The organism is Streptomyces sp. NPDC046303 (assembly GCF_055588085.1).
The window spans coordinates 158,144-176,470 of record NZ_JBVJFA010000010.1; the positions used below are offsets into that span (position 1 = coordinate 158,144).

Genomic DNA, 18,327 nt, shown 5'->3' on the forward strand with positions numbered 1-18,327 from the left:
GAGGCCTCCGGAGTCGTTCCATGCCTCTCCTGCCGATCCTGCACCTGGAGCTGAACGGTCCGGGCGCCCCGGCCGACGCCAGACGTGCCGCGCGCGACTTCCTGGGACCGCCCGATCAGGGCGCCTCCACGTTCACGCCCGTCGCTCTCGACATCGCCCTCCTGGTGATCAGCGAGCTGGTCACCAACGCCGTCCGCCACACGTCCGGGGGCTGCGTCCTGGACCTCCGCCGGACACCCGACGGCGTGGACGTCGACGTCAGCGACACGAGCAGCGCGGACCCGCAGCCCCGACAGCCGGGCCAGCGCGGTGAGGGCGGGTGGGGATGGCACCTCGTCAACCAGCTCGGCACCCAGGTCGACGTCCGCCACCCCGGCGCCCTGGGCGGCGGCAAGACCATCCACGTCCACCTGAACCGCGCCTAGAGGTGTCTGACGGAGGTCCGCGGCGTCGCAGATCGGCCCGGGAGCGCCGGGCAGGCCGGAGCCCCCTTCAAGCGGGCGGCAGGTTCTGCTCGGACCAGACGGTCTTGCCTTCCCCGGTGTAGCGGCTGCCCCAGCGGTGCGACAGCTGGGCGACGATGTACAGGCCGCGACCGCCTTCCTCGGAGCTCCTCGCACGCCGCATCCTCGGTTGTGTATTGCTGGAGTCGGAGACTTCGCAGGTCAGGGTGTCCGCCCGGATCAGCCGGAGCCGGACCGGGCCCCCGGCGTGCCGAATGGCGTTGGTGACCAGCTCGCTGACGATCAGCTCGGTGCTGAAGGCGAGCTCGTCCAGGCTCCAGGCGGTCAGCTGATCCAGCACGAGATGCCGCGCGTCACCGACGACCGCCGGGTCGGCGTCCAGCACCCATGTCGCGAGGGAGCCGGCATCCACCACCCGGGTACGGGCCAGCAGAAGGGTGACGTCGTCCCGCAGCCTCCCCGGCGGCAAGCCTTCCACGATGTCGTGCCGGGCCTGGCGCAGCGGCCGGCCGAGGACGTCCGCGCGCAGCAGCCGGTCCGTCAGGTCGCGCATGCCCTCGTCGATGTCCCCCTCGCCGCGTTCGATCAGCCCGTCGGTGTACAGCGCGAGGACGCTTCCCGCCGGCAGCTCGCGTTCGACCGGCTCGAACGGCCAGCCACCCACACCCAGGGGCGGGCCGGGGCTCAGCTCGACGTACTCCACGGTTCCGTCCGGGTTGACCACGGCCGGAGGCGGGTGTCCGGCGCTTGCCATGACGCACGTTCGGGCGACCGGGTCGTAGACGGCGTACAGGCAGGTGGCCCCGGCCGGTCCGCCGGGCACCGGCGTGCCCGCCCCGCCGTCCTCCGCGTCGTCGCTCTCCGCCTCGGCCACGACCTGCAGGACCATGTCGTCCACGTGCGCCAGCAGTTCCTCGGGTTCGAGTTCCAAGTCCGCCATCGCACGCACGGCGCTGCGCAGGCGTCCCATCATGGCCGTGGCGTGCAGCCCGTGACCGGCGACGTCCCCGACCACCAGGGCGACACGGGCCGATGACAGGGGGATCACGTCGAACCAGTCCCCGCCCACTCCGCTCTCGGCGTCGGCGGGCAGGTAGAGGCCGGCGGCTTCCAGTGCGGGCGTTTCCGAGGTGGCCGGAGGCAGAAGGCTGCGCTGGAGGCCCACAGCGGTCCGGCGCTCCTTGGTGTACCGCCGCGCGTTGTCCACGGCGACCGCCGCACGGGCCGCGATCTCCTCCAGAAGTGCCAGGTCGTCCTCGTCCAGCGGGCGCGTGTCCCCCGTGCGCCAGAGCGTGAGCCTGCCGAACGCGATGCCTTGTGCGCACAGCGGCGCCGTCATCGCCGAATGCGCACCCGGGACGGTGGTGGCCCACTCCGGGGCCGCGTCGCCGCCCGGTCCCGCGGGCCGGGTTCCCAGACCGGTGATCAGCTCTCCCCGGCACTCCCGGTCCCCGGGCGCGGCCGGTTCGGTCGTGCCCGCCGCGCCCGCCGCGCCCGCTACGCCCTCCCCGGCCGCCGGCGCAGGGGGGACGGCCGCGGCGAGCGGAGCCGTGAACCGGGCCGTACCCGTGCGCAGCGCGTCTGCGTCCGCTCCGGCGGCGGCCATCCGGATCAGGGGCGTGGGGTGACCGTCAGCGGGCGGTTCACCGCCCGTCAGAACGGTCTCCGCGAGATCCACCGCGGCGCAATCGCAGAACGCGGGCGCCAGCACCCCGACCAGGTCCTCGACGGTGCGCAGCACGGACAGCGAACCGCCCAGCGCTCCCGTCGCGCGGTACAGCAGGTCCAGGCGCCCACGCGACCGTTCGTGGTCGGTGACGTCCGTGAACACCGCCGCCACACCCATCGGGTGCCCGTCGGGTTCCTGCAGCCGGAACGCCTGGATGGTCATGACCCGGCCGCCTCTCGGGTCGTCCAAGGTGCGCGCGGTCGCGTGGAAACCGATCAGCGGGTTCCCGCTGCGCAGGACCTCCCGCAGCCGGTCGTCGATGATCCGCGCGTCCTCCGCCCACAGGAAGTCGGCCAGGCGCCGGCCGCTCAGTTCGACGGGCACCCCCGTGTACGGCAACAGGTGCGTGTTCGTCCGCAGCAGGCGCAGCTCCGCGTCGAAGACCGCCAGGCCCACTCGGCCCTGCAGGAACAGTTCGTGGGTGAAGGCGTGGTCCTGCCGCCATCGGGCCACCAGCTCCAGGGGGGCGCCGAGTACGAGGCAGCGGGCCGCGGCCGCGTCCCCGGGCGGGCCGGCGTTCAGCGGGATGACGCGGAAGCCGATCTCCAGTTCCCGCCCCGAGCCGTGCCGCAGTGTGGCCCGGCCCTCCCACCCTTCCCGTCCTTCCCGCCCCTCGGGCCTCTCCCGACCGTCCGGCGCCCCCTGCCTGCCCTGAGCCAGGACCGCCTCCCAGCCGGCCGCGTCCGCCAGGAGGTCGCGCGCCGGCCGGCCGCACACGTCCGCGGACGGGCGCTCCAGGAGGGCTTCGGCCGCCGGTGTCCAGGCGACGATCGTCCCGGCATCGTCCAGCAGTGCCGCGGCCGTGTTCGTGACGGCGAAGGGATAGTCCTGGTTGCTCTCAGTGGCGCGCATGCGTGCCCATCTCGTCTTCCGGTCCCGCTGTCCTCATGCTGGTCGATGTCCGGAACGAGAGCCAGGGGCGTTGCGCCATCCGCTGGAGGCTCCGGCCACTGCCGGGCCTCATCCGCCGCCCGTGCTTCGGAGCGGCGACGTCACATGTGGGGCATGCCGTAGTACCTGGCGAACTGATCGAGGTAGGTGGTGTCGCGGGGCTGCTTCTCCCGCTGGAACTCGGGTGCGTCCTTGATCTGGTCCTTGGTGCGGTTGACGTAGACCGTTTCATTGATGCGGTCGATGCGCTGGATGGTGCTGGCGGGGAGCAGGACGTGCTTGCCGAAGATCCATACTCCGGTGTCGACGACGAGATAGCCGGCTCCGGCCTCGTCCGTGTGCTCATCGACCTTGCCGATGCTCCCGTCGGTCGCCTCGACCTTGAAGCCGATCAGGTCGGTTCCCGTCTCGTAGCCGGAATCGGTGGGGTAACCCCAGATGTCTTCGTTCGCCATGGCCGTTCTCCTCGTTCGTGTCAACGCTGTCCTGGCTGTCTTGGCTGACCTGGCCGTCTGGCTGTTCACGATGGCCCGTACCCGGGGAGCTGGGCGGGTGCCGCTCCGACGGCTCCCCTGTAAGGCGCAGCGGTGCCACAGGGGCCGGCCATGAGGGGCGCGGGCCCGCGCGTGGTGTGTCAGCCCGTTCTGGGGCCGGCCGAGGCGGAGGCCCTGCGGCACCAGCGGATCACCAGCACGAGGAGGCAGACCAGCGTGAGGACCCACACCGCGGCGAACGCCCAGATCAGGGCCGCGGACGAGGTGGATACCGCCCGTACGAAGAGCGCCGCGCAGACCAGGCCCAGGAACGCGGTCCACAGCCCGAGCCCCCGGGGACGGCGCCAGTCCCTCACCGCCCAGGGGCGGAAACCGCGGTGCAGGGTGCGCAGTCTGCGGTCCAGGAGCTGGTCGGCGCGCAGCTCCTGCTCGATGTCCTTGAGGATGCGCTGTTCATGCTGCGAGAGTTCAGGCCCGTCCATCGCAAGGCCCCCTCTCCTGCTGAGGTGCCTTCGCTTTCCGCAGGGCGCCTACCCGCGCTGGGGCCGCGCACGCACTGCGGCAGGGGGGCGGGAGCGGCCGGACCCGGCCGGGCCGGCGATGGTGAACTCGGCGCCGTCGGGGTCCCGGAGGGTGACCTCGTCGAGGAAGGGGCCGACGGCCGTCACGGTGCCGGTGTCGGCGCCCAGGGTGACGGCCGCCTTGAGCGCGGTGTCGAGATCGGGCACCCGGAAGTGGACGTGCCAGCGTGGCCGCAGGCGCGGGTCGGGGTCCTCCGCGAGGGTGCCGCCGTGCAGGCGGGCCACCGTCCGGCCCGTGTGGCGGAGCAGGATGCGGTTGTCCTCCTCCCTATAGGCGACCTCGCAGCAGCCGGCGTGGTTGCAGGCCCACTCCAGGACCTCGCCGTAGAAGATGGCGGCGTCGAACGCGTTCCTGGTGCGCAGTTCGAGCCAGGCCGGAGCGGCTTCGCCGCCCATACCCCAGTCGGGGATGGCGTCCCCCTGCCAGATCCCGAACACCGCCCCGTCGCGGTCGGCGGCGACGGCCGCCCGGCCCGTCCCGAACGCCAGGGGGCCGACGGCGACCGTTCCGCTCCGCTCGAGGATGCGTGCCGCCGTGACGTCGGCGTCGTCCACGGCGAAGTACGGGGTCCAGGCGACGGGCACCGTGAGCGTGGCAGGCAGGGTGCCCAGGCCGGCCACCGGAACGCCGTCGCAGAAGCCGACCGTGAACCCCTCTCCGAGGCGGGCGGGCCCGAATTCCCAGCCGAGGACCGCGCCGTAGAACTCCTGCGCCGCGCGGAGGTCGCGGGCCATGAGGCTGACCCAGCAGGGCGCGCCGAAGGTTTCGTGACTCGATGTCGACACGACGGTCAACCCCTATCCGCTGGTGCGCCCCCCGGGAGCCCCTCCCACGGTACTCGTGTCCGCCCCCGGAGACGGTGCGTACGGGTACGGGTACGGTCCGTCAGGTGCGCAGGAGGCTGTTGGAGCCGTCGAGCGCGTCGGCGCCCTCGTCGTTGAACCAGTGGCCGTCCGCCGCCAGGTAGCGGAAGGCGTGGGTGGTCTTTCCGGGCAGGGCGACGGTGACCGCGCGCGTGCCGTCCTTGCGCGGCCGCAGCTCGTGCGTGCCCGGCTGCCAGTCGTTGAAGTCACCCACGACGCTGACCGGCCCGGGCGGCGCGTCCGCCGGCAGGACGAAGGTGATCTCCGTGTGGCCGCTGCCGTTGTCGCTGCTTTTGCGGCGCTTGCGTTCGAGCATGGGAAGGCTCCTGCCGAGTCGGGGAATCGTGGCCACATCCTCGTACCTTGACCGGGCGGGCGCCCGCGACGACACGGCGGAGGGCCCCCGGGCGGCGCAGCGCGAAGGGACCCGAGTGGACGGACGGCGGCGAGGTTCGGCCGGATGAGACCGGGCAGGCGCGCAGGTGAGAAGAGCCGGCCGCGACGAACGGACGCACCATGACGAGCGCACACACGCCGACACACCCCGTGCCCGGCGATCCCCACACACCGAGGCCGGTGCCGAGGCCCGTCCCCGGACCGGAGCCCGTGCCCGAACCCCCGCCGACACCTCCGCCCCGGTAGCGGCGCCGCCCACCTTCCGGATGCCAGGGAGCAGCCCATGGGTACCCCTCCGAACGATCCCGTTCCTCCCAGCCCCACCCCCGCGCCGGGTCCCGGCCCCGGTCCGCAGCCCGGGCCGGTGCCGGGCCCGGTCCCGGCCCCGGGCGGGCCCGACCCCGTGCCGCCGGCCCCGCCCCAGCCCGAACCCGATCCCCAGCCGGCCCCCACCCCGCCGCCGGATCCCCGCCCCCAGCCGGGCCCGCTGCCCGGACCCGTCCCGGCACCGGAGCCCGTCACCTGAGTGCGGGTGCGGGGGGCCTTTCACGTGATCCACGGCTCCGGTTCCTTCCGGGCCGCCGCCGGCCCCGGGGCAGTGCCCCCGGGGCGCCGGGCCCCACCCTCCTCCAGGTCCTGCGCGTGGGTTAGAGTGCGCCATTCCGTTTTCCAGGACCGTCTGAGGAACACCATGCACCTAGCAATACGCCGCGCACTGGCGGTTGTTGCCCCTGCCGCAGTGGCTCTCTCACTGCTGGCGCCCTCAGCCGCGCAGGCCGAGACCGTACCGTCCGGGCCGTACACGGCAGTCTTCAACTACCCGACCGTCAACGGCACCTACGACTACTCGATCTCCAGCCACCTGAACGGCCTGATCGACCTCGCCGACTCCGGCACGCTCTACATGAGCATGTTCCTGCTCAACAACAGCACGGGGATCCAGGACAAGTTGCTCGCGGCCCAGGCGCGCGGCGTGACCTTGAAGATCTCCGTCGAGAAGTCCGTCAGCGGCTCCCTCGACACTTTCGCGTCGAAGCTCACGGGCAGCAGCTCCCTCACCCTGTGCCAGAACAGCTGCCTCGGCAACGGCGCCGGTGACGAAGCGGCCATCTCCCACAACAAGTTCGCCGTGTTCGACTCGCTGGGCGACGGACGCAAGAACGTCGTCTGGCAGTCCTCTCAGAACATGGCGGGCGGCCAGGACGGCGAGATCAACAACGCCGTGACCGTCGTGGGGAACTCGACGCTGGCCTCGCGCTTCCGCTCCGCCTTCAACCGGCAGGTCCAGCACGCCGGGGACTCGCTGCACACCACGTACAACCACACCCACGACGACCCCGCGGCCCCGGTCGAGGCGATCTTCTTCCCGCGCGACACCGCCTCGGACGCGGCCCATTACGGCAACGCCGACATCCTCGCCTCCTTCATCGACAAGGTCGTCTGTACGCCGGACAGCGGTGGCCGCATCCGCATCGCGGCGGCCGAGCTCGACCAGAGGGCGACCCGCCCGGCCGTGTACGAGGCGCTGGAGCGCAAGCGGAAGGCCGGCTGCGCCGTGGACGCCATCGCGCGCGACTACAGCAGCGGTGGCGGCAACAAGGGCATCAACGAGCTCACCGCGCTGGACATCAACGCCTACGGGCTCCGCCCCGGCGGCTGCCGCTACAAGATCCGCGGGTACTCCTGCAACCGCGCCACCGTGCACTCCAAGTACCTGCTGACCGAATGGAAGGACGCGGCCGGACAGCAGGTCCGCCACGTCTACACCGGTTCGCACAACTGGACCGCGGGCGCCCTCAAGACCAACGACGAGACCCTCCTGCGCATCGACGATCCCGGCGTCTACCAGTCCTTCGTCGACAACTTCGACAAGGTGCGCACGGCCGCCGTCGACATCGACGCCGCCAAGTACGGCAGTTCTCCCCAGCACTACTCGCGGGTGAACGTGGTCGCGGCGGGCGACCAGCACTACAGCGCGATGGCGTCAGGCGGTTCGGGCACGACCGCGTACACGGCCGTCGTGTACGAGAGCGGCGACCGGCACGATCCGTCGGACACCGAACTCGGCACCGACGTCTACCTCCGCATGTACAAGGACGGCGTCCCCCTGTGGGACGAGAAGAAGCTGAGCACCAGCGGTACGAATGCCACCTGGTCCCACCAGAAGCCCGACGTCGGCATCGACGACAACGGGAACGCGATCGTGGTGTGGGCTTCGGACCCCGACGGGAACAAGTACGCGGACATCGCCGTACGGAAGGTGAGCCCGAGCGGTACGGTCACCACCCTGCCGCGCCCGCACGCCTCCGGCGACGGTGACCAGCTCCGCCCGACCGTCGCGGTCAACGGCAGCGGTGCCTACACCGTTGCCTGGGAGGACACCGCCGACGGATCCACCCTCAACCAGATCTTCGCGAGCGGATGGGACGCGGCGGGCGCCGTGCGCTACCAGGACGTCAAGGTCAGCACCATCACCGCCGGTGCGGCCGGCTCGAACCGCCGCCCCGACGCCGCGATGGACTCCTCCGGCAACACGGCGATCGTCTGGGAAGAGGACGCCGACGGCAACGGCGGCATCAACATCGGCCTGGCCAAGCTGAACACGACGGGCGGGTCCGCGGTCGTCCGCAAGGTCGCCAACTTCCTCACCGACGGCCAGCAGTCCAAGCCCGCGGTGGCACAGGCCCCCGACGGCCGGATCGTCGTGGCCTGGAGCGACGAGTACACCACCGGGAGCGGGACGCCCCGTCCCGAGCGGATCTACCACCGCATCTTCTCGGCCGCCGGTGAGCCGGCGGGCGCCGAGACGCGGACCATCTCCGAGACCGGGACCGAAGCCGAACCGATCGACCCGAAGCGTCCGGTCGGTGCGCAGTCCGAGCCGGACGTGGCGGTGTCCGGCGACGGCACCTTCGTCGTGGCGTGGAAGGAGTCGTTCGTCGACGGGTTCCACGACGTGTGGGCCACCGGTTTCAACGCCGACGGCACCACCACCGGGCGGCTGCCCGTCACCCGGATGAACGTCGTGACCGGCGGGCACCAGTCCGGCGTCGCGGTGGCGCTGGCGCCGACCGGACGCCTGTCCCTGACGTACTCGGACGACTACGACCAGAACGGCTTCAACGAGATGCGCCTGCGCGACGGCTTCCTCAACAAGTAGCCGACGCCGAACCGCCCCCTCCGGGCGCACCAGGGCGGCATGCGCGTGTGCGCGTGCCGCCCTTGCCGTACCGGCAGGGCACACCGTGAGCATGCCCGACGACGTCGACGCGATCCCCGGTGAGCGGGCGGGATCCCCGGTCGAGGCATCACACCACGCCGACCTCGTGGTCATGGGCGGTCGGCCGGGGTTCAGCTCGCCGCCTGCCGCACGAGCGCGCCGATCCTCGCCTCGGCGGCCGCGGTGAGCTCCGTCAGGGCGTAGGAGGTCGCCCACATGGTGCCCTCGTCGAGGTTCGCCTTGTCGCTGAAGCCGAGCGTGGCGTACCGGGTGTTGAACTTCTGTGCGCTCTGGAAGAAGCAGACGACCTTGCCGTCCTTGGCGTACGAGGGCATCCCGTACCAGAGCTTCGGCGCGAGGTCCGGTGCGCCGGCCTTCACGATCGCGTGGAGCCGTTCGGCCATGACCCGGTCCGAGTCCTGCATTTCGGCGATCTTCGCGAGCACGGCGGCTTCTTCCTCGGCCGCCTTCTCGGCGCGCGAGGCCCGGCGCGCCGACGCCCTCAGCTCCTGGGCGCGCTCCTTCATCGCCCCGCGTTCCTCGTCGGTGAACCCCTCGGACGTCCCGGCGTCGGCGGGCTTCTGGGTGTTCTTCATGATCGGTGTCCTTACGCTGCGGTCCATCGCGGTATCAGTAGTGTCATGCCGGAGGGCGGTCAGCCCCAGGCACCGGCGATCTGGCGGGTCGTGGCGTTGAGCCGGTTGAACAGGTTGGTCACGCCGATCATCAGCACGATCGCGGCCAGCTGCTTCTCGTCGAAGTAGGTGGCGGCCGTGTCCCACACCTCGTCGCCCACCGCGTCGGGGCGGTCGGCCAGCCGCGTCGCGGCCTCGGCCAGCGCGAGCGCCGCCCGCTCCTCGTCGGTGAAGTACGGGGCCTCGCGCCAGGCGGCCACCGCCGCCAGCCGCTCGTCGCTCACCCCGGCCCTCCGGGCCGACTTGGCGCCGCCGTCGACGCAGGCGCTGCATCCGTTGATCTGGCTGACCCGCAGGTGCACCAGCTCCAGGGTCTGCCCGTCCACCCCTCCGGAGTGCACGGCCTTGAAGAGCTCCTGGATGGGCCCCATCGCGTCGGACAGGACGACGGCAGGGTTCCGCATACGAGACTGCACGGGAATCCGCTCCTTCTTTCCGGTCGGTGCCCCGTTCTCCCGGGGCGTGGCTCCATGACAGCCGTTCCGGCGTGCCGTGACGACGCCGATGGGACGCCCTGGGACAGCAAAACCGGCCTTGACCAGCGGTGACACGGCCCGGAATACTCCTGCCGGGGCGGGACAGGCGGACGGGGGAACAGTGGGCGCGGAACAGCAGACCGCCAAGGGCGGCGACCCGCAGGAGGAGCTTTCGGCCAGGCTGCGCCTGATCCAGGAGCTGTCCGGGCTCGGCGTACGGGCCCTCGCGAGGGACACCGGCCTGAGCTCCTCCTCGCTGTCGCGCTACCTCAGCGGCCAGACCGTGCCGCCCTGGCCCGCGGTGATCGCCCTGTGCCGCCTGGTCAAACGAGACCCCCGCCCCCTGCGCCCCTTGTGGGAACGGTCCTCGAACCCGCTGCCGGCGCCGCCGAAGGCCAGCCGCCAGGTCCAGCCGAGGCCCCGCAACGATCTGCCGCGCGACGTACCCGACTTCACCGGACGCGAGGCCGGGCTCGCCGCCGTGCTCGCCGCGGTGGAAAGCCACCGGGCGGTCGCCGTCGACGGGATGGCGGGCGTCGGCAAGACCTGTCTGGCGGTGCACGCCGCGCACGGGCTCGCCGCCGACTACCCGGACGCCCAGCTCTACGTGGACCTGCACGGCTTCACCGAGGGCCGGGAACCGCTCGATCCGGACTCAGCGCTGCGGATGCTGCTCGGCGCGCTCGACGTCCCGTCGGAGAAGGTCCCGCAGGAGGGCGTCGAGCAACTGGCCGCCTGCTGGCGGGCGGAACTGGCCGGCCGGCGGGCCGTCGTGGTCCTCGACAACGCCGCCGACGCCGATCAGGTCCGCCCCCTGCTGCCCGGCGCGGGCCCCTCCGTCGTCCTGATCACGAGCCGCAACCGGCTGCTGGGCCTGGACGAGGTGCCCCCGGTGTCGCTGGACGTGCTGAGCCCGCAGGAGAGCGCGGAGCTGCTGGCCCGTGCCAGCGGCGACCCGCGCGGCCCCGAAGGCCGGCTGGCCCGCGAACCGGAATCCGCCGCCGAGGTGCTGCGGCTGTGCGGGCACCTGCCGCTGGCCCTGCGGCTGGCCGCGGCCCGGCTGCGGCACCGGCCCGGCTGGACCGTCGGCATCCTCGTCGAGCGGCTGGGGCAGGGCGGGAGCGAGTTCGACACCGCGTTCGCCATGTCCGTCAAGCAGCTGGACCGGGCCCACGCCCGCCTGTTCCGCATGCTGGGCCTGCTGCCCGGCGGCGCCTTCGACGCGTACCTGACGGCCGCCCTGGCGGACGTACCGCTGTACAGGGCCCAGGAGATGCTCGAGGACCTGGTCGACGCGCACCTGGTCCAGCAGCCCACGGCAGGCCGCTACCGGCTGCACGACCTCGTGCACCAGCACGCACGCCGGGCCTGCGCCGAACAGGACCCGCCCGCCGAGCGGGAACGGGCGCTGGGCCGCTTCCTCGACTACTACGTGCACGCGGCGGCCGCGGCGGACGCCGCGATGCCGGTCCTGTCACCCGGCCGCCCGCCGTCCGCGGGCCGGCCCCCGGCCGCACTGCCCCGGTTCACGGACAAGCACACCGCCCTCGCCTGGCTCGTCGCGGAGTACGAAGCGATGATCGCCGCCTTCGAGACGGCCGCCGCGGTCGGGGCCGATGTGCACGTGTGCGAGCTGCCGCGCTTCCTGCGGGCGTACTTCGCGCGGCGCTGCGGGACGACGCACCTCAACCACCTCTTCGAGCGCTCCCTGGCCGCCGCGGAGCGCCTGGGCGATCCCCGGCGACTGGCCGAGGCCTACAGCGACCTGGGCTTCGCCCGCTACAACGCGGGCCGGACGGCGGAGGCCGCGGCCGCGTACGAGACGGCCGGACTGCGGGTTTCCGAGGCCGGGGACGTCCGCGCGGAAGCCGAACTGGCGATGCGCCGCGGCTATCTGCGGTGGGACCAGGGCAGTGCCGAGGAACCGCTCGAATTCTTCGCCCTGGCACGGAAGCTGTACGAGCAGGCCGACTGCCCGGCGGGCGCGGCCCACGCGGCCGCCTCGGAGGCCTGGGCGATGCTCCAGCTGGGACAGCGCGATCAGGCGGCGCTGCGGGCCCGTGAGATCTTGTCCATTCCCCACGCGGACCCCGCGTGGCCGCCGGCGCTGACGGCGCGGATCACCCTCGGCGTGGCCGTCGCCGACGAGGCGCCCGGCGAGGCGGTGGAGCACCTGCACCGGGCGCTGGCACTGGCCCGCGCGGACGGGCACGTGAACAACGAGGCGTGGGCCCTCAACTGCCTGGGCGTCGCGCTGCGGCGGACGGGCCGGTACGAGGAGGCACTGGCCAGTCATCGCGAGGCGTTCGCGCTGCTGGACGAGCTGTTCGAGGACCATTGGAAGATCCGATTCCTCAACGGCTACGCCGAGACCTGCCGGCTCGCCGGCCTGACCGAGGAGGCCCTGCGCCTGCACCGGCAGGCGCTGGAGCTGGCCCCGGCGCTGGGATACCGGTACGAGGAGGCGCTCGCCCACGAGGGGATCGCGCTCGTGCTGGACGAGACGGATCCGACCACGGCGGCCGAGCACCGCGCGGCCGGCCGGGCCGTCCGGCGTGAGCTCGACCCCGGGGTCCACTGAGGGGAGCGGGCAGCCGCGGACCGGGTTCCGGGCCGCCTGTTCACTCCTCCTGGAGGTAGGCGGCGACCATGGCGAGGTCGTTGGCGATGCCCACGATGCCGCTCGGGTCGGTCGTCGGCGTGGAGGCACCGGTCACGCCCGCGTAGAAGACCTCGTAGCGGCCGCCGCCCTTGTCCAGGTAGCCGGCGATCGTGATGGCTCCGACACCCAGGCGGTCGTTGAGGGCGTCCTCCCCCACGGCAGCGCCGGTCTTCGCGAACACCTTGCCGCGCGCGGGGCAGTCCCGGCAGTTCTCCGCCAGCAGGCCGTCGACGCCCAGGACGGGCAGCGCCTCCCGGAACAGCTTCGCCTCCGGGTCGTGCAGCCAGTACGACAGCAACTGCGCCTGCGCCTCCGGCGTCGACCGGTCGACGGGGTTGCCGCCGCGTCCGTCCAGGAGCTGCACCTGCTTGCGGTCGACGCCCGCCCGGTCCAGGAAGGCGGCCAGTACGGGGAACCCGTCCATGCAGTCCTTGCTGCCGGTCGTGACGGCCATCAGGCAGATGCCCAGGTTGGCACCCAGATTGTGGCTGACCTTGAGGATGAGCCTGGCGTACTGCGCGTAGGGAGGCGAGGTGTACACGGCCACGCGCGGCCGGCCCTCGTACGTGCGGGGCAGCTCGGCCACCGGGTTGGGGCCCGTCGGGGCGGCGGTGACCTCCACGCCGGCCCGTTCGAGCGCTTCGATGAGCGCGGTCCGTCCGAAGGCCGACGGGTCGGTGACGGGAGCCACCCGCAGCACCGGCCGGGCGCCCGCCGCGATCGTGCCGGACACCTGGATCCGGGTGCCGTTCCCGGAGGTCGTCACCGTGAGGCCGGCCGGCTTGCCCGCCGCCACCGTCTTCACCGTCGAAGTGACCTGGTACGGGGCGACCTTGGGCCGCCAGTCCACGCGCGCGGGTGCGTCGGGGCGGTCCCCGGGCGTGGTCGTCAGGTCGATGAGGTTGTCGTTGATGATCAGCGGAGTGGGGGTCGGATCGAGCACCGGAGCCCGGGCGAACAGCCGGTCGTCCACGATGACGTTCCCGTTCACGCGGGTGATGCCGGAGCGGCGTACCTGCTGGGCGAGGAGGTCGATGCCGGCGAGCGGGTTCTGGGGAGTGAGGGTGGCGCCGGGGATGTCGTTGGCGTAGGTGTGGTCGAGGTCCGTGAACGCGACCGAGCCGTCGCGGTCGGTTCTGCCGCCCATGGTGAGATCGCCCTGCGCCACCAGCGCCAGATCGCCGGTGAGGGTCGCGCCGCGCCGCTCGCCGAGCGCGTAGACCGGTGTCTCGAAGCGGTGGCCGGCGCCGAGCGTCTTCCACGGCCCGGACACGCTGAACAGTTTGGCCGTGGAACCGGGGATGAAGAACTGTCCGGGGAACATGCTGCGGATCACCCGCCCGGAGTCCGGGTCCTTCTGGAGCAGGCCCCACTGTGCGTGGCGGTACTCCGGCTTCCGCATGATCTCCGTGATGCGCGGGTCGAGCGGGGCGGAACCGTCGCCGCCGGACGGTGTGGGCGTGGGTGAAGGTGTGGGTGAAGGTGTGGGTGTCGGTGCCGCTCCGGCCGCCGTCCCCGACATCAGGGTGACGAGCAACAGGGCCGTGCAACCGGCGCCCGCACGCCGCCGCCGCGCTCGGGTGTTCGTTCCTCGGACCATGGCATGCCCCGTTCGGCTCTGCGGTCTCGGGCAGCGCCGCCCGGCCGGCGTCCCCCCCGGCCTCCGACCAGCGTGGCACGGTGTCCTCCGGCCCGCACGTCGTCCGTGGCGGCGGTCAGTCCACCAGTACGCCCGGGTTGAGGATGCCCTGCGGATCGAGAGCACCCTTCGCGGCCCGCAGCGCGAGGGCGAAGGGCTCGGGGCGCTGGCGGTCGTAGCCCGGACGGTGGTCGCGGCCGACGGCGTGGTGGTGGGTGATGGTGGCCCGGTGGCGGTGCAGGACCTCGCCCGCGACGGCCTTGAGGTCGTCCCAGAGGGCGAGTTCGTCCCCCGGACGTCCGGCGGCGAGAACGGTGAAGTAGGGCGCCGCGCCGTCCGGATACACGTGTGTCAGACGGCAGTTGACGGTCGCGGGGTATCCGGTGGCCTGGAGCGCCGCCCCGCCGACCTCGGTGCGCACCGCTTCGATCAGGCCGGGGATGCGGTCCCACGTGGCGGCCGTCTCGAAGGTCTCCGCGACGGCGCCCATCCTGGCCAGGCCGTCGCGGAGGTAGGGCATCCGCAGAAAGGCCGAACGCCAGGCGCCCACGGCCGCGTCACCGGCAGCATCACCGGCCGTGTCACCGGCAGGGGCGCCGGCCGCGGTCCCCGCCGGGGCGGCGGTCCCGCCGTACCGGCCGCCGTACGAACGGGCCATGTCGACGGCCCGTTCCAGCCGGGCGGTCACCGGCTCGTCCGCCGACTCGAACCCCAGCACCAGCACGGCGCAGCCGTCCCGGGCCGCGCCCGACAGCGCGGCCTCGCCGGAGTCCAGCAGGCGGCAGTTGGCGGGGGACAGGTCGGACTGGGCCAGCGCGCGCACCGCCCGCAGCCCGTCGTGGAAGTCGGCGAAGGCGACCGCGGCGGATGCCTTGTGCAGGGGGCGTTCCTGCAGCCGGACCCAGGCCTCGGTGATGACGCCGAGGGCCCCTTCGGAGCCCAGGAACAGGCGGTCGGGGGAGGGGCCGGCGCCGGACGCGGGCAGCCGCCAGGAGCTGCTCGTACCGGCCGGGGTGACCACGCGCATCGCCTGCACGAAGTCGTCGATGTGCGTGCGGCCGGTGGCGTAGTGGCCGCCGGCCCGGGTGGCGAGCCAGCCTCCCAGGGTGGAGAACTCGAAGCTCTGCGGGAAGTGCCGCAGGGTGAGCCCGTGGGGCCGCAACTGGTCCTCCAGGTCCGGCCCGAGGGTGCCGGCCTGGATGCGGGCGGCCCGGCCCCCGGCGTCGACCTCCAGGACACGGCCCATCGCGGTCAGGTCGAGGGACAGCACCGCCGGGTGGGCGTCCCCGCGGTACTCCACGCCGCCGGTGACCGAGGAACCCCCGCCGTACGGGACGACGGCGACCTGCCGGTCACCGGCCCAGTCCAGCAGGTCGGCCACGGCCTGTTCGTCCGCCGGCCGGGCGACGAGGTCGGGGATGCGGCCGGGGCGCCCGCGCAGCGCCCGTACGACGTCGCGGTACGCCTTCCCCATGGCATGGGCGGCGCGGTCCCCGGGATCGGCCGTGACCAGGCCGGCGAGGCTCCGCGGGGGTTCGACGGCGGGGCGCCCGATGCGCAGGTCGCGGACGCGGGGCACGGGCAGGGGGCGGCTGAGGGTGCCGGGCAGCAGGGCGCCCATCGCGGTGCATTCCGCATCGCCGGGGTGCGCGTCGGTCCAGCCCCACCCCCACCAGGAGCGGGTGCGGGGCGTCGGCTGCGGGGTGGTGCCGGCCATGGAGGCGCTCCAGGGGTCGAGGTAATTTACCTTGCGGTAAATTACCTACTGATAATATCCGTTCATGGCAACCCCCCCGACCGCCCCGACCCCTCCTTCGAAGGCCGGCACCAAGGGAGTGCCGCGGCACCACCGCCGGCAGCAGATGCTGGACGCCGCCACGGTGGAGTTCGGCACCCGCGGCTACGCGGCCGCGTCGCTCCCCGCGATCGCCGCCCGCGTCGGCGTCACCAAGACGCTGCTGCACCAGTACATGGGAACCAAGGAGGACCTGTACCTCGCCTGCCTGGCCCCCGTCGGGGACCGGCTCCTGGACGCCATCCGTACGGCGATGGGCCCGGACGGGACCACCCCGCACACGCCCTTGCGCGTACTCGAGAGCATCTTCACGGCGCTGGAGGGGCAGCGGGAGGCCTGGTTCGTGCTGTACGACACCTCACTGCCGCCCGGGGGCGAGGCCGCGCGCCGCGCCGCCGCGTACTGGTCGGCCATCGACCGGCTCGCCGCCGGCGGCACCGCCGAACTGTTGCGCGCGGCCGGATCCACCGACCCGCTGGACGCCGACGCGCTCACGTACGTCTGGCGCGACCTGGTCGCCACCCTCGTCCGCTGGTGGGTCAAGCACCCGGAGCAGACCCCGGCTGCCATGACGCAGCGCTGCGCACGCCTCTTCGCGGCCGCCGCCACCCTCACCGCCGACGGACCGTAACGCGGCCTGCCTCAGGCCCCGTCGAGCAGCGGCTGCCCGGCGTCCAGCACCGTGATCGGGGCCGCCGCGAACCGCTCCGTCAGGCCTGCCACATGAGCCAGGGATTGTCGCGGCAGTCCTGCTGGAGCACCGTCGCGCCGTCCCCTGCGCCCGGTGCCGACCCGGCGCACTTGCCGCTGTTGACGTTGACCAGCTGCCAGGCGCGTGCGGTGCTCTGGTAGCGCAGCATCCAGAACTGGTCGGAGAAGAGGCCGTCCCGGTCGCCGCACAGGAAGTGGGTGACGGCGGCGTCGTTGGTGATCCGGCCCGCGTCGATGGACAGGCACAGGCCGCTGAACCGGTTGCGTACCGAGTAGACGACGCCGGCCGGGCCGGTCGTCTCCCGGGTGAGGTACCACTCCTGCTCCGCGATCGCGTCGCAGCCGGTCTGGACCGCGGTGTGCGAGGGGGTGCTGCTCCCGAGCGGAACGGCCAGGCACAGCCTGCTGCCCGCGTTCGTCAGCCGGAACAGGCCGACGGGCGGTTCCACCGGGTCCGGAAGGCTGCTGGGGGAGGACTGCGGGCCCGCGGGCGTGGGGGCGGGACCGGGGGCGGGTGCCCTCGTGTCCGGGGCCGGGCTGGAGGGGGAGGGGCCGAGCGCCGTGGGGGTCGGAGTGGGGCGGGGAGTGGGGGTCGGCGTCGGAGTCGGGGTCGGGGACCGTACGTCGGCACCGGGGGCCTGTGCGTACGGCTGCACGGGGCCGGGTGCCGGAGGCTGGGTCCACGCGGGCCGTTGTCCGTTGATGACGACCACGGCGGTCGCGGCCGACGCGGCGACCGCCAGGACCGCCAGGACGACGGCCACCGTGAGGGCGGCCAACGAGCCCCGGGACAGGCCGTGGTGGTGCGGGGCGGCGGCGGCCGGGCCGACCGGTACCGGCAGCATGGGCGGGGCGGCGTGCGGTCGGGGCGGCGGCGCCGTCCGCATGTGGACCCGCGCTGCGGAGGGCCGGTCCGTCCGCTCCAGGACGACGCCCTCCAGGGGAGCTCGGCGACCACCCGGGACGTCCTGCGACTCCCGCCACATGCCCCGCACTTCGTCCGTACTGTGGGCCAGCGCGTCGGCCGTGCGCGCCAGCGCCAGCGACAGGTCCCCGCCGGCCGTGGAGGACGTCCCGGACCCGGCGGACAAGGCGGCCCGGTGCTGCGCCCGTGCCCGTTCCAGCACGAGGCGCGCGGCCCGGCGGACGGACCGGACCGTCTCCAGCTCACGGAACGCCCGGTCCACGAGGCCGTCCGCCGCTGTGGCCGTGGCTTCCGGCTCCGCTTCCGCCTCCGTTCCCGGCCGCTGATCCCGCTCCGGCTCCCGCTCCGGCTCCGGCTCCGGCTCCGCGGTGCGGGTACCGGCCTTCTCGCCGAGCAGCGTGCCGAGGAGCGCGAGCAGGCTCCGTACGAGCCCTTCGGACGCGGCGAGATCGGCCTCGGCGCGCTGCAAGGCCTCGTCGAGCCTCGGCCGGGGGCCCGCCTCCGCCTCGGCGACCAACGCCGCCTCGTGCAACCGGCGCGCCCGCTGGAGCATCGCCTGGCATCCGCGGCCGTCGCGCACCCGGTCCCGCACGACCGCGTTCAGCCTGCCCAGGGGGATGACCCGCGCACCACTGCGGTACTCGCTCCACATCGTCTTGCCGCCGCCGAAGCGCTGCGCGAGCTCCCGGACCGTGAGCGCGGCGGTGAGTTCCACCAGGAACCGGGCCAGGTCGTCGGCCGCCGGTGTCGCGCCCTTCAAGGCACCTTGCGGCCGGCCCGTCCTG

Annotated in this window: 14 protein-coding genes; 4 read left to right on the forward strand and 10 right to left on the reverse strand. The window is 73.2% G+C overall.

The annotated features are described in order from the left end of the window. The first annotated feature begins 20 nt into the window (after nt 1-20). Complete coding sequence (locus ACZ6I1_RS13405; protein ID WP_469286561.1) at nt 21-425, forward strand: ATP-binding protein; 405 nt, start codon at nt 21-23, stop codon at nt 423-425. Nucleotides 426-492: 67 nt separating this feature from the next. On the opposite strand, the gene ACZ6I1_RS13410 is transcribed toward ACZ6I1_RS13405, so the two are convergent. The 5 genes from ACZ6I1_RS13410 to ACZ6I1_RS13430 all read right to left on the reverse strand — a co-directional run bounded on the left by ACZ6I1_RS13410 (nt 493) and on the right by ACZ6I1_RS13430 (nt 5,339). Next, nucleotides 493-3,045 (reverse strand): ATP-binding SpoIIE family protein phosphatase, encoded by a 2,553-nt coding sequence (locus ACZ6I1_RS13410; protein WP_469286563.1) that lies wholly within the window; start codon nt 3,043-3,045, stop codon nt 493-495. 140 nt (nt 3,046-3,185) lie between these two features. Next, complete coding sequence (locus ACZ6I1_RS13415) at nt 3,186-3,539, reverse strand: PRC-barrel domain-containing protein (protein ID WP_469286565.1); 354 nt, start codon at nt 3,537-3,539, stop codon at nt 3,186-3,188. A 179-nt stretch (nt 3,540-3,718) separates the two neighbouring features. Further along, nucleotides 3,719-4,060, reverse strand: coding sequence for a DUF3040 domain-containing protein (locus tag ACZ6I1_RS13420; protein WP_469286567.1), 342 nt, complete (start codon nt 4,058-4,060; stop codon nt 3,719-3,721). Between the two features lie 48 nt (nt 4,061-4,108). Continuing rightward, nucleotides 4,109-4,894 carry a VOC family protein gene (locus tag ACZ6I1_RS13425; protein ID WP_469286732.1) on the reverse strand — a complete coding sequence of 262 codons (786 nt, stop codon included), beginning with the start codon at nt 4,892-4,894 and terminating at the stop codon, nt 4,109-4,111. Between the two features lie 151 nt (nt 4,895-5,045). Beyond that, nucleotides 5,046-5,339 carry an isoamylase early set domain-containing protein gene (locus ACZ6I1_RS13430; RefSeq protein ID WP_469286569.1) on the reverse strand — a complete coding sequence of 98 codons (294 nt, stop codon included), beginning with the start codon at nt 5,337-5,339 and terminating at the stop codon, nt 5,046-5,048. An 819-nt stretch (nt 5,340-6,158) separates the two neighbouring features. Here ACZ6I1_RS13430 and ACZ6I1_RS13435 point away from each other — a divergent pair. Then, entirely contained in the window at nt 6,159-8,579 is a 2,421-nt protein-coding gene (locus tag ACZ6I1_RS13435) for a phospholipase D-like domain-containing protein (RefSeq protein ID WP_469286571.1), read from the forward strand. A 191-nt stretch (nt 8,580-8,770) separates the two neighbouring features. On the opposite strand, the gene ACZ6I1_RS13440 is transcribed toward ACZ6I1_RS13435, so the two are convergent. Together ACZ6I1_RS13440 and ACZ6I1_RS13445 are read right to left on the reverse strand one after the other, a co-directional pair. After that, nucleotides 8,771-9,235: an iron chaperone gene (locus ACZ6I1_RS13440; RefSeq protein WP_469286573.1), complete on the reverse strand. Its 465-nt coding sequence runs from the start codon at nt 9,233-9,235 to the stop codon at nt 8,771-8,773. 59 nt (nt 9,236-9,294) lie between these two features. Further along, nucleotides 9,295-9,750: a carboxymuconolactone decarboxylase family protein gene (locus ACZ6I1_RS13445; protein WP_469286575.1), complete on the reverse strand. Its 456-nt coding sequence runs from the start codon at nt 9,748-9,750 to the stop codon at nt 9,295-9,297. A gap of 181 nt (nt 9,751-9,931) precedes the next feature. Here ACZ6I1_RS13445 and ACZ6I1_RS13450 point away from each other — a divergent pair, with 181 nt between their 5' ends. Then, nucleotides 9,932-12,391, forward strand: coding sequence for a tetratricopeptide repeat protein (locus ACZ6I1_RS13450; RefSeq protein ID WP_469286577.1), 2,460 nt, complete (start codon nt 9,932-9,934; stop codon nt 12,389-12,391). A 40-nt stretch (nt 12,392-12,431) separates the two neighbouring features. Here the strand turns inward: ACZ6I1_RS13450 and dacB are convergent, their stop codons facing one another. Then, on the reverse strand, nt 12,432-14,072 hold the full coding sequence (gene dacB / locus ACZ6I1_RS13455) for a D-alanyl-D-alanine carboxypeptidase/D-alanyl-D-alanine endopeptidase (protein ID WP_469286579.1): 1,641 nt from the start codon (nt 14,070-14,072) through the stop codon (nt 12,432-12,434). 115 nt (nt 14,073-14,187) lie between these two features. After that, entirely contained in the window at nt 14,188-15,828 is a 1,641-nt protein-coding gene (locus ACZ6I1_RS13460; protein WP_469286581.1) for an FAD-binding oxidoreductase, read from the reverse strand. A 64-nt stretch (nt 15,829-15,892) separates the two neighbouring features. Here ACZ6I1_RS13460 and ACZ6I1_RS13465 point away from each other — a divergent pair, with 64 nt between their 5' ends. Continuing rightward, nucleotides 15,893-16,537, forward strand: coding sequence for a TetR/AcrR family transcriptional regulator (locus tag ACZ6I1_RS13465; RefSeq protein WP_469286583.1), 645 nt, complete (start codon nt 15,893-15,895; stop codon nt 16,535-16,537). Between the two features lie 79 nt (nt 16,538-16,616). Here the strand turns inward: ACZ6I1_RS13465 and ACZ6I1_RS13470 are convergent, their stop codons facing one another. Continuing rightward, a complete protein-coding gene (locus tag ACZ6I1_RS13470) occupies nt 16,617-18,302 on the reverse strand; it encodes an RICIN domain-containing protein (protein ID WP_469286585.1) in 1,686 nt (561 codons plus the stop codon). Nucleotides 18,303-18,327 lie beyond the last annotated feature (25 nt).